The sequence below is a fragment of the Bacillus sp. DTU_2020_1000418_1_SI_GHA_SEK_038 genome, from assembly GCF_032341175.1.
Lineage (GTDB): Bacteria > Bacillota > Bacilli > Bacillales > Cytobacillaceae > Cytobacillus.
On the sequence record NZ_CP135435.1, the window covers coordinates 3,405,536 to 3,421,009 of the forward strand.

Genomic DNA, 15,474 nt, shown 5'->3' on the forward strand with positions numbered 1-15,474 from the left:
CTCAATTCTTTCTAGTATCGAAATATTACTATTATAATTCGTACTGAAAGATTCTGGCAATCTTTTAATTTTACCCATTTATTATTTGTTCGATGAATCAAAGACAATTTTTCCGCCAATTATCGTTTTTGAAACTGTTATATGAGGTATAGAATGTAAGTCAATATTAAAAATATCCTCTTTAAAAATAGTAAAATCAGCTAAAAACCCCTCTTTAATTAATCCTCTATCATTTTCGTGACAAGCAGCATAGGCACTTCCCTTCGTGAAAAGACTAACAGCCTCGAAAACAGATAGTGCTTCCTCTGGAAAATAAACCGTTTTTTCCGAATCATTGACGTTTGTCCTAGTAACTGCTGCATGAATGCCTAAAAGGGGGCTTAATGGTTCGATTGGTGCATCTGATCCCCCAGCACACGAAAGACCTTCCTTTAATAACGTCCTCCAAGCATATAAAAATTTATCCTGTTTCTCGCCAACTCGATCCATCACCCATGGAAAATCAGAAGCAAGAAATCTAGGCTGAATATCTAAAATAAGCGGCAGCATTTTTGCACGGTTAATTAAATCCATCCGAAGTATTTGGGCATGTATGAGCCGATCACGTCCAACTCCTCTCAATGGGAACTTCTCTATGGCATTCAAAACCATTTCAAATGCTAAATCACCGATCGCATGAACAGCTACTGGCAATTCATATTCTCTTGCCTTCTTAACAAGTTCATCTAATTGATCCTGTGAAAAGATTGCAACACCAGATGTGGAAGGATCATCAGCATACGGATGACTTAGCAATGCTGTACTGCTGCCTAATGATCCATCAGCAAAGATCTTCATTGCTCCAAATTCAATCCATTCACTACCGCTCAGAAAGCTTTCTCCAGCCTCCTTCATATCATCTACAACGAGGTGATGAACTAAAAGATGAGCCCGAAAAGGATAGCCTTCTTCCTCAATAACATCCTTAAAGGCTTGTAATGTCCTCTCATACCCGCCAAAATAGCTTAGATCCTCTGTATGTACACCTGTTAATCCTAATTTGTAGGCACTTTGAATAGCCCTGCGAATGTAGCTTTTTAGATTGGCAGCAGATACTTCTGGGAGCACACGATATAACAATTCTTGAGCCTCTTCCTTTAGCAAGCCGTTAAGCCTTCCGTTTTCATCCCTTCCTATCACCCCTCCTTCCGGATTAGCTGTATTTTCATTGATATTTGCGGCTTCGAGTGCTTTAGAATTTGCGACAAGTGCATGTCTGCAAACCCTCTTAAGAAAGACGGGATGATCCGGAACAATTGTATCTAATTCGTATTTAAAGATGGGTGTAGCTCGAGGCCCCCATAGATTTTCATTCCAGCCATCACCGATAATCCATTCTCCTTTTTCAATTGTTGAGGAATATTGCTTTACTGCCTGCAGAGCTTCCTCTTTCGATTGACAATTTGTTAAGTCGAGCCGATTCAACTTTTCTCCATATCCAATAAGATGCATATGGCTATCAACAAATCCAGGGAGCATCGTTTCACCATTTAAATGAATATTACTGTCTATTTCTTGGTGGAATCTCTCCTTCAAATCCGCAAAAGTCCCCACAGCAACGATGCGGTTTCCTTTCGTATAAAGGGCTTCCACCTTATGATTTTCCTCTAATAAAGAATAAATATTTCCACCGTACCAAAGTGTACCCATGTTTCTGTTTACCTCCCTATTAAAAATGCAGGCGGTATTTCGCCTGCATGAATGATTGATCCCACTTAAATGTTGTGTTTATTTTTTCGCAGCTGCTTCCATTTCTTGCTTTCGAAGTTCAACCCGGCGGATCTTGCCAGATGTTGTTTTTGGAAGCTCAGCTAAAAACTCGATTTTACGAGGATATTTATATGGTGCTGTAAGGCTCTTCACATGCTCTTGAAGTGCTTTCACAATTTTTGAATCGTCTTCATTTATCCCATCCTGTAAAACAACAAAGGCTTTGACAATATTTCCACGAACCTCATCGGGACTAGCAACGACCGCACACTCCTTCACAAAAGGATGTTTGACAAGGGCATCTTCGACCTCAAATGGCCCAATTGTATAACCGGAACTAATGATGATATCATCTCCGCGGCCTTCAAACCAGAAATAGCCCTCTTCATCCTTCTTTGCTTTATCGCCGGTAATATAATAATCTCCCCTTAACTGCATGGCGGTTCTTTCAGGATCTTTATAATAATTTTTAAATAGGGCTGGTGTTTCAATATGAACAGCGATATCTCCCACCTCGTTCACTCCGCAAGGTTCGCCGTTTTCATCGATAATTTCTACACTATTGCCTGGTATAGGTTTTCCCATAGAACCAGCCTTTAAATCCATTCCTTTTGTGATTCCAACAAGCAATGTATTTTCTGTTTGGCCATAGCCATCACGAACGGCCACATTAAAGTGCCTCTTAAAGGTGTCAATCACTTCACTATTCAAAGGCTCTCCTGCTGAAACAGCACTTCTTAAGTTCGGGAGCTTGTATTCATGAATATTATCTACTTTTGCCATAATTCGATATTCTGTAGGCGTACAGCATAGAACGTTCACATCACATTCCTGAAGGAGCTGCAAATATTTCTTTGCTTCAAATTTTCCATTGTAGACAAAGCCGGTTGCCCCAGAGCCTAGTACGGAAAGAAATGGACTCCATATCCACTTTTGCCAGCCCGGACCTGCTGTTGCCCACACGTTATCACCTTCTTCAATACAAAGCCAGTTTGGTCCGGCCGCTCGCAGATGTGCATATGCCCAGCCATGAGTGTGTACAACGCCTTTTGGATTTCCTGTTGTCCCGGATGTATAGGAAAGAAACGCCATGTCTCCCTTACTTGTATCTGCCAATGGCAGCTCGTCTGAAGCAGTTTCCATTTCCTTATTTAAATCGATCCACTGCTCTTTCGGATTTCCAATCACAAACTTCGGTAAATTCTCTATTTCCTCTACCTGTTCAAATTGATCGACATATGGATAATAACTAACGATCCCCTTTACATCACCATGTGTAATTCGATATTGGAGGTCTTTTGTTCGAAGCATTTCAGAGCTAGGTATTACGACTAATCCCGCTTTTAAAGCTGCTATGTATACTTGATAGGCTTCAATCAGCCGAGGAACAATGATTAAAAGAACATCGCCTTTTGTAAGTCCATGCTGAAGGAAAACATTCCCGATTTTATTTGCATTTATAAGCAGTTCTTTATAAGTAACCTCTTTTTTCTCCCCAAGTTCATTTTCCCATTTTAACGCAAGCCTGTTAGTATTACTTGCGAATTGCTCTATTTCGGATACTAGATTGTACTTCTCAGGTGCTAATAAGTCTTCACGCTTCATCAAATCTCCTCCAATAGTCGGTCTAATCTAATACTTTGCTCAAGATGCTTCTTTAAAAATTATTATACTAAATTATTTTGGAATTTTGAAATTATTTAATACCTGCTTTAGGTTTTACCTAGACGGGCAGGGAAAAATAAAATAGGAGCAGGATGTATGTATCCTGCTCCATGTAGCCATATTATTTATTTTTTAGATTATGATTGGAAACCGCCTAATTGCTGTTCAGCCATTTGTACTAAACGCTTAGTGATTTCTCCTCCTACAGAACCGTTAGCGCGAGAAGTTGTATCTGCACCAAGGTTTACACCAAACTCGTTTGCAATTTCATACTTCATTTGGTCAAGAGCTTGTTGTACTCCAGGAACTAGAAGTTGGTTTGAACTGTTGTTTGCCATGTGACTTCACCTCCTTGTGAGTATAGAATGTGTAGAATCACATGGCCATATTCAATTATTTATTTGGTAATTGTTACACCTTCTGGCAGATTAAGAGAGTCTTATCAGCCAACGGTTATATTGCATTAAAATAAATCTTCTAGCATTTCCTGCTTTAAAGATTCCGGTTTAATACGGATTGTTTCCGTATTTTCAACAGCCTTCCTAATAAAAGGCTCAAAATCTGTAAAGCTTTCATAGTGTTGGACCTTCTCACGTTTTGGTTTTGTTTTTGGAGAAGAAGGAACGAACACTGTACAGCAATCCTCGTAAGGCTGGTTTGATATTTCAAATGTATCAATCCCATTGGCAATATCAATAATTTCAGCCTTATCCATTGTAATTAACGGTCTAATGATCGGTGTGTTGGTTACATCATTTATAGCATACATACTTTCAAGTGTTTGGCTGGCAACCTGCCCAAGACTTTCTCCGGTAATGATAGCCAAGCCATTATTATTATTTCTTATTTCATCTGTAATTCTTAGCATGAGTCTTCTTGTTGTAGTCATGGAATAATTCTCAGGGATCTGCTGTTGAATAAGCTGCTGAATTTCAGTAAACGGCACGATATGAAGGACAACCTCACCGCTTATATTAGCCAGTTTTTCCGATAAATCCAAAACCTTTTGTTTCGCTCTCTCGCTCGTGAAAGGCGGACTATAGAAGTGTACTGCTTCTAGCTCTATACCCCTTTTCATGGATAAAAACCCGGCTACAGGGCTGTCGATTCCACCTGACAGCATTAGCATGGCTTTTCCGCTAGAACCGATCGGAAGACCGCCAGCACCCGGTATCGTTTCACATGAAAGATAAACACCTTCATCCCTGATTTCAATTTGAAGATTGATATCCGGATTTTTTACATTGACCTTTAAATCCTCTACATTTTTTAAAAGATGGGTGCCAAATGTATGATTAACTTCATTTGTATCTTGAATAAAGGTTTTATCTGCTCTTTTTGTAGTAATTTTGAATGTTTTCCCTGGCTCGTAAATTTTCCGAAATAGCGACAGGGCTGCTACTTTCATTTTTTCTAAGTCTTTTTCCGTTTTTACCGCAGGGCTGAATGATTGAATTCCAAACACATGCCTTAAACGCTCGATAATTTCTTCACCGTTTTCTCCATTTAATAACACGAACATTCTTTCTCTATTTGCTTCAATTTTTATTTTTTCAAAATTACGAAGAACCCTTTTAATATTTCTCCGTAATTGATCAATAAATAACTTTCTGTTTCTTCCTTTTGTTGATAATTCTCCATATCGAATAAGAATACGATCATAATTCATTTTAGTTCATTACCTTTCTTAGCCTAGCAACGGCTTCGTTTACTGCCTTCATAAATTGCTCTGCCTCATTAAGTGTATTATCATAGGATAAGCTAATTCTAATAGCGCTCAACGCCTCTTCCTCAGGAATGCCCATGGCGATTAATGTCGTGCTTGCCTTTTGCCTTTTTGAAGAGCATGCACTTGTAGATGAAACGTAAATATCCATTTCCTCCAGAGCATGAATGAACACTTCAGCCTTAAATCCTTTTATTGAAAAATTAATAATATGAGGAGCCGACTGGCAAATAGGGGTATGAATAGTAACCCCTTCTATCATTTCCAGTTTGTCTCTTAAAAACTCCTTAATTTTTACCATATTATTTATTTGCTCTGTTTGCTGTAAAAATGTTAGCCTAAGAGCCTTTGCCATCGCAACCATACCTGGAACATTTTCAGTGCCACTTCTAAGCCGCCATTCCTGTCCTCCGCCTGTAATTAATGAAGAAATCTTTACCCCATTTCGTACAAACAGTGCTCCAGTCCCCTTTAGGCCATGAAATTTATGACCTGATATTGTGCATAAATCCACTCGGCTTTCACGAATATTCAAAGGCACTTTCCCAATACCTTGAACAAAGTCGACATGAAAAAGGATTTTAGAATATTGCATGAGAAGCTGTCCGATTTCATGAATTGGCTGAATAGAGCCTATCTCGTTGTTTACGTGCATAACGGAAACTAATATGGTGTCATCGCAAATCGCTCTTTCAATATCCTCTACCTTTACAATCCCGTTTTGGTCAACAGGAATATAGGTGACCCGAAAGCCCAGGCTCTTTAATTGCTCTATGGATTCTTTTACTGAAGGATGTTCAATTTCGGTTGTTATTAAGTGCCGGCCCCTGCCTTTATGCATGAGAGCTGTCCCTTTTATCGCAATATTATTACTTTCAGTCCCCCCGGAAGTAAAGTATATTTCATTTTTTTGGACATCTAAAAGCTTGGCTATTTGTTCTCTTGCTTGGGAAAGCAGCTTCTCCGATTGAGCACCTAGCCCATGCAAAGAAGATGGATTGCCAAAGTACTCTGTGGAAACCTTTATAAAGGAATCTAAAACCTCACTGTAAGGCTTAGTCGTTGAACTATTATCAAAGTAAATCATTTTCTTTCCTCCCAATAATAAACGGATGGCAACTGTAAATCTTAGCATAAATATGTGTGAATGAAAATGAATCTTTTCTATATTATCGCAAAAAATAAATATTACGTGTAAAAGCATTTTATGGTTGTGAATTTTTTTAAAAGGTTAAGATTGCTTATTACCCCAATATTGTGACTTCTTGTTGTTTCGACATTTTTTTTAAACCCTATGTTAATATGTAAATGTTTCAATAATTAGAAAGAATCATGTTTTCAAATGAATGAATGTATTACTATCAAGTCTAATATTCTGAAAATTACGGTATCTATTCGGGGGATGAAATAATGAATTCTAATTTATCTGCGAAGCAAATCATGGCAATTGGTCTTATGCTATTTGCTTTATTTTTTGGTGCTGGCAATATGATTTTCCCTCCTTTTCTTGGCCAAGATGCGGGAACAAATGTATGGACTGCTATTATTGGATTCTTAATAACAGGAGTAGGCTTACCACTCGTTTCCATTATTGCGATTGCAAAAAATGGTGATGTCCAAACATTGGCTAGCCGTGTTCATCCAGCATATGGTGTAGCTTTTCCAGTGGTCATGTATTTAGTGATTGGGCCTTTATTCGCGATTCCGCGAACAGGGACAGTTTCATATGAAATTGGGGTTATTCCGTTTCTTTCTGAAAACGCTGACAATAGCAGGTTGCCATTGCTTTTCTTCTCGATTATTTTCTTTGTAATTACGGCATGGCTAGCAATGAATCCAACAAAATTAGTTGACCGCATTGGAAAAATATTAACGCCTGCCTTACTGATTATTTTAGGAATCATTGTAGTCAAAAGCTTGATTACTCCTATGGGCGAACCTCAGGCACCAATTGGTCTATATGCAGATGGTCCTATCTTTAAGGGGTTTGTAGAAGGATATTTAACAATGGATACAATTGCTGCCCTTGTATTTGGAATTATCGTCATTAGCGCAATCAAAGGACAAGGTGTCACAAATAAGAAAACATTAACTAAGATTTGTGTGCAATCTGGATTGATTGCTGCAGCAGGCCTTGCCGTTGTTTATCTTGCTTTAGCTTATATTGGATCGACTGCCCCAGCTGCCATAGGGGTACAAGAAAACGGAGGCGCTATTCTTTCTGGTGCAGTCAAATACTTATTTGGATCATTCGGTTCTATTATTCTGGCTTTAGCCATCGTATTTGCATGTCTAACAACTTCCATTGGGCTTGTATCGGCATGCGGAGAATATTTCTCTAAGCTCCTGCCGCGCTTTTCTTATAAATCCATTGTTATTATCTTTTCCATTTTTAGTACAGTCATTGCGAATGCTGGGTTAACACAGCTTATTAAATTCTCTGTCCCAGTTTTAGTTATTATTTATCCATTAGCAATAGTCCTAATCTTATTATCATTTTTGCATAATTACTTTAGAGGCTATTCTATTGTTTACATTTGTTCAATAATTCCTACAGGTATTATTAGTCTAGTGGATGGTTTGAACACAGCCGGATTAAACGTTTCAGTCCTAACTGAAGCATTAAGTGTTCTTCCTTTGTATTCTCAAGGGATTAGCTGGGCTTTACCAGCAATCATTGGAGCAATTATTGGGTATATTATTGCGATGATCTTTAATGCACCGAAGAATACAGTATCCAGTCATTGATTTTTAGATTTATTAAGATAAATAATGATGAAGAGGTGTCCGTAATCGAACACCTCTTCTTTATTTCTATTCACTTATTAATTCTTCAATTTTCTTCATTGCACTTGGATCAATTTCCTCTATCGCTGTTGCTGCCTGCTCTAAAGCAGTCTTGTAATCAAAGCCTCTAAACGAAGCCTCTGCATCTTGTAACCCTTTTGCAACTGAAGGATATCTTCTCCGGTAACGGTTTCCGTACTGAATGACTTTTTCAACAAGCATGACAGTTTCAATCATATCATTCGTTGTATTGACAATTTTCTCTACTGTTAGAACTGCAACCTCTAAATATTGCTGGATCGTTTGAATATTTAGCGGCTTTTCATCTAGCTTCATAATGACATTTCCAATGCTTTCTTTCGCATCTTCCATTAAATATAAATAGTCCTGAGGAAGTCCTGGAATATTGCTTTTTGAAACAAGCCTTGCTGCTTCGGCCAAGTTTTTCCTTAAATCATCAATGCTTTCACGAGCAGCCATTTCATCTTTTCTTAATGCCTGCAGCTTTTCTGCAAACTTAACATGCTCTTCCTCAATTTCTTCCAATTGTGATTTAATTCCTTCAAGCTCCGTTTTTAGCAATGAATGGGCTGTGTTTTCTGAAATAATCTTGTGTTCCAGAACCTCATAGCTTTTATTCAATTGGATTAACTTCTTTTCCAGCTCTGCCTGAATGAACATATCCTTTTCTGAGAGATGATAGCTTTGACGGACAAGCTCCATTTCTTCCTTTAACTGCCTATTTATTTCTTTATTCGTAAATAGCATATTCCTAGTTGGATCATCCTGCTGCCCAATATAATGCTTCGCATGAACCTCAGCCTCAAGCAGTTCATAAAGGAAATCAATGCTTCCTTTAATTTCTTCTATTCCTTTATGTACATCTGTCAAATCAGCTGTCTCGATGAGACTTAAATATGCTGATGTTTCATTTTCAAGTCTGTTTATTTCTTTGTCAAATTCGATATGGTCAAGGATATAGCCCTGTTCAACCATTTCTTTATATCCTTCACTCAATTCTTTCAATTGTGATGGGATTTTTGATTGACACTCTACAAGAAATTCAGGGATCCTCTCCATTTTTAATTTAACTTCATCCAACTGAGCCTGAATGGTTAAAACAATTTCCCGTGCTTCCAGATAGTTGCCATTTTCTGTTTTTTCATCAAATACTTCAAATTTTGCAAAGGTTTCATCTAGTTGCTGCTCAAGAATATCTGCTGTTTTACCATATGTGTGATGATGTGCCAGCAACAATTTCTTACTCTCTCGATATAAATCCTTCAACTCTTGAATATCTGATCTATTCTTTTCTTCGCTTCCAACTAGCTCATTTAATTCGTTTAATAACTTTTTAATGTTTTCTTCAATCTCATTTAAAAATTTTTCGGTAGTCTGCTGTACTTCTTTTGCTTTCCTAAAGCGATATTTATCGATATACTCCTCTGCATCGAATAAATATTCTTCAACATTTGGAAGCTGGGCTGTAACAATATCATCCCACTCGGTTCTCCAGCGTTCAAACAATTCTTCCGTTTGTCCAGTCATATTTAATTGCTTAACTTTCGACATTTCATCAAGAACAGGGCGATTCACAATATCCATCTTCCATGTTTCTAGCCGATCTATTTCTTTATAATATTTCTTCTTTAATATGTATCCTGTTAAAAAAAGCACGATTACTATGACGATGCCGCCAATAATGTATTCCATTCTCCAAAAAGCCCCCTGTTCTATACCGAGCCAAATCCTTCTATAATAAACTTTAAAATAATGTTCAGGTCAATGTTTTTATGATACCATGTATACGACAATTTTTGACTATTAATTTCAATATTTTATCTAAATTAGTGTGAAAAACATCAATTGTATTCTTTATTGAACACTAAACTTGTCATTTTTTCAAATATTTTGCCTTTTCTTGAATTTTACAGAAAGAAGGTTTAATTATCCAATGGAAAAAGATGGACATATTCACACCCCCTTTTGTCCTCATGGTACAAAAGATCCGCTTGAGGGCTATGTCGAAAAAGCAATTTCTTTAGGGTTTAAGGAGATATCATTTACCGAGCACGCACCACTGCCTGAGGGATTTGTTGACCCTACACCGGCGAGGGACAGCTCCATGAAATTGGAAGAGATTGAAACGTACTTACATGAAATATCTAGGGTAAAGTCAATTTTCAGCCACAAAATCAAAATTAACGCAGGTCTTGAAGTAGATTTTATCGAAGGATTTGAAGAAGAGACACGTAGATTTCTTACCCAATATGGACCGTTTTTAGATGATGCCATATTATCTGTTCATTTTTTAAAGTATGGGGATGAATATGATTGTCTCGATTACAGCCCAGAAGTTTTTGGACAAATGATTGAAAAATATGGATCTATAGAGGCTATTTACGAAGCTTATTTTCATACAGTTCTTACATCCATTCATTCTGACCTAGGTCCTTTCAAACCAAAAAGAATCGGACATATGACATTAGTGAAAAAATTCCAAAAAAAATTTCCCGCGCAGAGGGATTTCTCTGAACTGATTCAAGATGTACTTTCAGCAATCGGTAAAAAGGGATATGAGCTCGACTATAACGGTGCAGGATTTTCTAAACCTCTATGCAGGGAGCCCTATCCGCCTAACTGGGTTGTAAAAGAAGCCATGAAAAAAGGGATCCCGCTTGTTTATGGTTCTGATTCACATCAAATAAAGGATCTTGGGCATGGGATGGATCGTATGCTTTTTTAGGGGAAATCTCATTTAGATTTCCTTCCTGTTTTTTATTTTACAGCAAGATAAATCGGTGGTTCATATGACCGCTTGCATATTACACCATCAATCCAGCAGAAAACTTCACGCACGTATTTTTCAGCAAAATACTTCTCGTTTGGCATCACATGCAAAACCTCAGTCATATATTGGATATTCAAAAAAGGCATGCTTAATAGCCCCTTTAATTGGAGAATCATATAATCCGGAGAAAGAGTGCGGAACTCCCTCGTTTTCATTCCTCTTTCAAACACTTTACTTAAATAAAACCTCTCTTTCATCAAGTAGGTCGACATAATTTCACGAACAACTTGAGAGTCAATCGATATTTCCCTCCATATTAATCTTGTTAAATACATATTTTCAAATTGATAGTACATCACATTTTCGGTAATTTTCCTCAAACTGCTCGCTGCACCCTGGTCGAGGTTTGCAAATCCCTCTTCAATCTGCTCCACATATCCTTCAAAGAAAATTGTAAAGCAATGCTCTAGCAATCCGAGTTTATTATCGAAGTAATAAGCTATATTTGCTGTGTTTACCCTTGCCCTTTTGGCAATATCCCGAACTGATGTACCATCAAATCCATTGGCATTAAATAGATTGATTGCTGCATCAACAATTGCCTTTTTCACATCTCTGCTCATGTTTTCACCTTCTTTATTATTTTTTCGGCTTTATTAAAACAACATTTTCATCATGATATTTAGCATAAAAAACATAGATAAAAATCCTTAGCAAATAGACAGCAACAGCGAAAAATTGTCAAATAACGTGGATTTCTTGTTATATATAAACATTCTTGTTAAAATCACCATATCCTTTATAAATATCTCGACAAAGTAATGGCTATTTCTTCTGATTTTGCAATATTCTTAAAAACATTGATAGAAAGCAGGGTGCATTAAGTTGTTTAACGTCGAAACTTACCGCGGGACTCGTGAGGAAAACTATAAACTAGTGAAGAAGCAGCTCACTGCGTTGCTTGAAGGAGAAAGGAATGCAATTGCAAATTTAAGTAATGCTTCCGCTCTGTTAAACCAATTTTTAGATCGGATTAATTGGGTTGGATTTTATCTAATGGAAAACGATGAGCTTGTCCTTGGTCCTTTTCAAGGACTTCCAGCATGTGTTAGAATTCCAATTGGAAAAGGCGTTTGCGGTACATCAGCAAAACTTATGGAAACTGTCCGTGTTGAGGATGTTCATTTATTCCCTGGCCATATCGCCTGTGATGCTGCATCTCAATCAGAGATTGTTATTCCACTCATTAAAGATGGCCAGTTAATCGGTGTGCTGGATATTGATTCACCTGAAAAAAATCGCTTCGATGAGCTTGACCAAAAGGAGCTAGAAGACTTTGCACGAATATTAGTGTCCTTTTTATAAGAAAAGCGGAAGCGCCTTGCCCACCCCCGACAAGCACAAGACGAGCCTCTCGGAAAGGTGTTCTTTACCTTTCTGGGAGGATTGGCTTGTGACCTCGAGGGGGTAGGCGCTGCAGCTAGACAATTCTCAAATTCGAGTAAAGTTAATCTCATCGCGTTTTTGCTCTTATACTACTTTTTCCAACGCCAGTTCAAGGTCATCACGAATGTCTTGCCAAGATTCAAGGCCGACAGACAGTCTCAACAGCGTATCATCAATCCCCATTTTTTCGCGGGATTCTTTAGGTACAACTGCATGAGTCATTGTCGCCGGATGCTGAATTAATGTTTCTGAATCTCCTAGACTTACGGCGATTTTAATGAGCTTTAATGCATTCATAAAATCTTGAGCTGTTTCCTTTTCTCCTTTCAAAGTAAAGGAAATCATTCCGCCTGGTCTTCTCATTTGCTTCTTTGCGATTTCAAATTCTGAATTATGTTTATGTCCGGGAAAATATACTTTGTTTATCTTCGGATGTGAAAATAAGAAATCTGCTAGCTTCTCTGTATTATCACAATGGCGATCCATTCTGACTGCTAATGACTTTAACCCCCTTAGTAACAGCCACGCATCAAAAGGAGAGATAATTCCGCCAATATCCTTTTGCGTTGTCAAGGCCACTTCCCCGATGAACTCCTTTGTCCCAATTACAAGGCCTGCAATCACATCTCCATGTCCACAAATATATTTAGTTGCACTGTGGATGACGACATCACATCCAAGATCAATTGGATTTTGTAAATAGGGGGAACAGAACGTATTGTCTACAACAACCGGAATTCCTTTTTCTTTTCCAATCTCAGCAACCATTTGTAAATCTACAAGCTTCATTGTTGGATTAATGGGTGTTTCCACATAAATACATACCGTTTCTGGAAGAATAGCTTCAAGCAGCTTCTCCCTTGTATCCATTGCAGAAAAGTCGTGACTGATTTTGTATTTATTTTTCATCATCTGAAGCAGTCCAAATGTGCAGCCATACACACCTTGGGAGCATAAAATATGATCACCTGTTTTGGTCAATGCAAACAGAACAGCTGAAACAGCAGCCATTCCAGAACCAAATGCAAGGGCAGCTTCGCCATTTTCTAATGCAGCTATTCTTTCTTCAAGCATTTTTACTGTCGGGTTCCCAAGTCTTGAATAGACAAAGCCTTCTTCTTTTCCAGCAAAGCGCCTTTCCCCTTGCTGGGCTGTTTCAAATGCAAATGTTGATGTTTGGAAAATAGGCGGTGCCAGACTGCCGCAATATTTTTCTGCTTCATATCCTTCATGGATGACCTTTGTTTCAAAACTCACATCTTTTTTCTCTTTCATCAAAATCTCCCCTCTTCAGTGAATGCTCTCATCATAAAATAAAAAAAGTTCTCTTTACAGGATATGCATAATATGAAGGTTTTGAATGCTTATTTAATTAGGAAAAAAAGACCTCGCCATTAGTATGGCGAAGTCTTTTCAATAACAATATCACTTTCTTGAACAATGACTTTATTTTTTCCTGTTTGCTTAGCAACATATAACGCTTTATCAGCACGTTTAAATAATGAAGGATACGTATCCTCTTGTCCCCTGCTCCAATGTGATACTCCACATGAAATGGTCACCTTAGGGTTGGAACATTCATACACTCTTGCAACAAGCCTTTCAGCTATTACCACACCTGCAATTAAAGATACTCCTGGCAAATAAATAGCAAGTTCTTCCCCGCCCCATCTTGCACCTATATCAGTTCCCCTAATATTGGCATTTATCAGTCCTGCTACTTGAATGATAACCTCATCTCCAACCTGATGGCCATATGTATCATTGATGGTCTTAAAATTATCAATATCAATCATAATAAACGTTCCTTCATGATCCTCGTTCATTGATTGATATATTTTTTCATCAAGGTAATTTCGGGAATAAAGCTTCGTTAAATGGTCTGTTACAACCATCTTTTCAAGTTCCTCTCTAAGCATTGAGTTTGTAATAGCAAGAGTAGAGTGGTGGATCAATGACTGCAGAAGCTTAAACGTTTCAAAAGAGAAATGATAAGACGGCTCACTCATAGCAAGTACAAACCCCTTAAGGACTCCGGATTGGGTCATAGGAACTGCCATTATTGATTTAAATTGCCTTATATCTGATTCTAATGGCAATTGAAAATCACCGATAAAAAGGGACTCAACCTCTTTATCAATTCTACCCTTTATATATTGAATATAGCTTTCTGCGCCAGTTGTCTGGAAGAAATCCGTACTGCCATTTAATACTTCTATTTGTTTTCCACCTTTAGTATATAAGATGAAACCAACTTCTTCTGCACCAAAAGAGTCCGAAATCTGCTCAGTCATATACGCCATTGCTTCTGTTAATCTTAAATTAGAGTTCAAGCGATGAGAAGTTTCATTGATTAATTTAAGATCTGTTATTAGACGCTTTGATTGCTGGTAAAGCTGAGCATTTTCTAATGCGCTGCCAGCTGTATTTGCTAAAAGGGTAATAAACTCAATTTCACCATCTGGAAAAACAATGGTATTAGGTGCAATTACTTGCAATACCCCATAAACGCCCTGTTTCCCTTTCAATGGTGCATATAAAACAGATTTTTTCATTTGAATGGAATCTTCAAATTGAATATTGCCTGTTACGTATGCCTGCATAGCCGCAATATTTTCACTGTTGTAGTCTAAATCCTTTATAGGAAGGTCTTCAAGCATATGATTATCATGTGAAAGAAGGAGATAGTAAGTGAATGTTGGATAGACCTCCTGGAGCGTATGAATAATCTCACCGAGGACATCGTCCATATTCATTGTAGAATGAAATTTTTCTGTAACACGGAATAGCTGTTTATACCGTCTATCCTCAGATACTTTATTAATCAGTGATTGTACATTTTCAAGGAATTTTAAACTGTGATGACTTATTCCTTCGAGAACTTCATCAGAAAGAGAGATCATCCCAGCTTCTTGCTCCTTCAAAGCCATAATTCCAATAAAGGAATTCTTTTTCTCCAAGACTAGCATTAAATCATATTCTTCAAATCCCGGCAAATTACGATAAAACGATTTAAATTGACCAACCTTATTTATTATTTCATCCTTAGAAATATTTGGACACTTTACTTGTTCTATATTGCAAAGTGTTGAGGTCTCTATGAGTAATTTCTTTTTACAATTATTAAAACTAAAAAAAGTAGCTTCCTTGGCATTTAATAAGGTTTTGATGGCGAAGAGCATATTTTTCAATACATCATCATATACCAAAAAGCCATTTTCTGTATCTACGATATCAAAAAAATTACTTTTCAACTTCAATATTAATTCATGCTCATTATTAGCCATATACTCATCACCTATTTTCATTC

General features: G+C 37.5%; 12 protein-coding genes. 3 read left to right on the top strand and 9 right to left on the bottom strand.

The window, feature by feature from the left end:
• Nucleotides 1-81: 81 nt before the first annotated feature.
• The 5 genes from RRV45_RS17045 to RRV45_RS17065 form a co-directional block, all read right to left on the bottom strand.
• Entirely contained in the window at nt 82-1,689 is a 1,608-nt protein-coding gene (locus RRV45_RS17045) for an amidohydrolase (protein ID WP_315665878.1), read from the bottom strand.
• A gap of 78 nt (nt 1,690-1,767) precedes the next feature.
• Nucleotides 1,768-3,354 (bottom strand): acyl-CoA synthetase MbcS, encoded by a 1,587-nt coding sequence (gene mbcS / locus RRV45_RS17050; RefSeq protein ID WP_315665879.1) that lies wholly within the window; start codon nt 3,352-3,354, stop codon nt 1,768-1,770.
• A 197-nt stretch (nt 3,355-3,551) separates the two neighbouring features.
• On the bottom strand, nt 3,552-3,752 hold the full coding sequence (locus RRV45_RS17055) for an alpha/beta-type small acid-soluble spore protein (RefSeq protein ID WP_315665880.1): 201 nt from the start codon (nt 3,750-3,752) through the stop codon (nt 3,552-3,554).
• 125 nt (nt 3,753-3,877) lie between these two features.
• Nucleotides 3,878-5,083 carry a tRNA uracil 4-sulfurtransferase ThiI gene (gene thiI / locus RRV45_RS17060; protein ID WP_315665881.1) on the bottom strand — a complete coding sequence of 402 codons (1,206 nt, stop codon included), beginning with the start codon at nt 5,081-5,083 and terminating at the stop codon, nt 3,878-3,880.
• A gap of 1 nt (nt 5,084) precedes the next feature.
• A complete protein-coding gene (locus RRV45_RS17065; RefSeq protein ID WP_315665882.1) occupies nt 5,085-6,227 on the bottom strand; it encodes a cysteine desulfurase family protein in 1,143 nt (380 codons plus the stop codon).
• 323 nt (nt 6,228-6,550) lie between these two features.
• Between RRV45_RS17065 and brnQ the strand changes: the two genes are divergently transcribed.
• Nucleotides 6,551-7,888, top strand: coding sequence for a branched-chain amino acid transport system II carrier protein (gene brnQ / locus RRV45_RS17070; RefSeq protein WP_315665883.1), 1,338 nt, complete (start codon nt 6,551-6,553; stop codon nt 7,886-7,888).
• A gap of 66 nt (nt 7,889-7,954) precedes the next feature.
• Here the strand turns inward: brnQ and ezrA are convergent, their stop codons facing one another.
• A complete protein-coding gene (gene ezrA / locus RRV45_RS17075) occupies nt 7,955-9,640 on the bottom strand; it encodes a septation ring formation regulator EzrA (RefSeq protein WP_315665884.1) in 1,686 nt (561 codons plus the stop codon).
• Between the two features lie 241 nt (nt 9,641-9,881).
• Here ezrA and hisJ point away from each other — a divergent pair, with 241 nt between their 5' ends.
• Entirely contained in the window at nt 9,882-10,673 is a 792-nt protein-coding gene (hisJ, locus tag RRV45_RS17080; RefSeq protein WP_315665885.1) for a histidinol-phosphatase HisJ, read from the top strand.
• A 32-nt stretch (nt 10,674-10,705) separates the two neighbouring features.
• On the opposite strand, the gene refZ is transcribed toward hisJ, so the two are convergent.
• Nucleotides 10,706-11,341: a forespore capture DNA-binding protein RefZ gene (gene refZ / locus RRV45_RS17085; protein ID WP_315665886.1), complete on the bottom strand. Its 636-nt coding sequence runs from the start codon at nt 11,339-11,341 to the stop codon at nt 10,706-10,708.
• A 262-nt stretch (nt 11,342-11,603) separates the two neighbouring features.
• Between refZ and RRV45_RS17090 the strand changes: the two genes are divergently transcribed.
• Nucleotides 11,604-12,083, top strand: coding sequence for a GAF domain-containing protein (locus RRV45_RS17090; RefSeq protein ID WP_315665887.1), 480 nt, complete (start codon nt 11,604-11,606; stop codon nt 12,081-12,083).
• A 165-nt stretch (nt 12,084-12,248) separates the two neighbouring features.
• Here RRV45_RS17090 and megL read toward each other — a convergent pair whose 3' ends face one another.
• Together megL and RRV45_RS17100 are read right to left on the bottom strand one after the other, a co-directional pair.
• Complete coding sequence (gene megL / locus RRV45_RS17095) at nt 12,249-13,439, bottom strand: methionine gamma-lyase (RefSeq protein WP_315665888.1); 1,191 nt, start codon at nt 13,437-13,439, stop codon at nt 12,249-12,251.
• A 119-nt stretch (nt 13,440-13,558) separates the two neighbouring features.
• Nucleotides 13,559-15,472: a sensor domain-containing diguanylate cyclase gene (locus RRV45_RS17100; RefSeq protein WP_410489304.1), complete on the bottom strand. Its 1,914-nt coding sequence runs from the start codon at nt 15,470-15,472 to the stop codon at nt 13,559-13,561.
• Between the last annotated feature and the right edge of the window lie 2 nt (nt 15,473-15,474).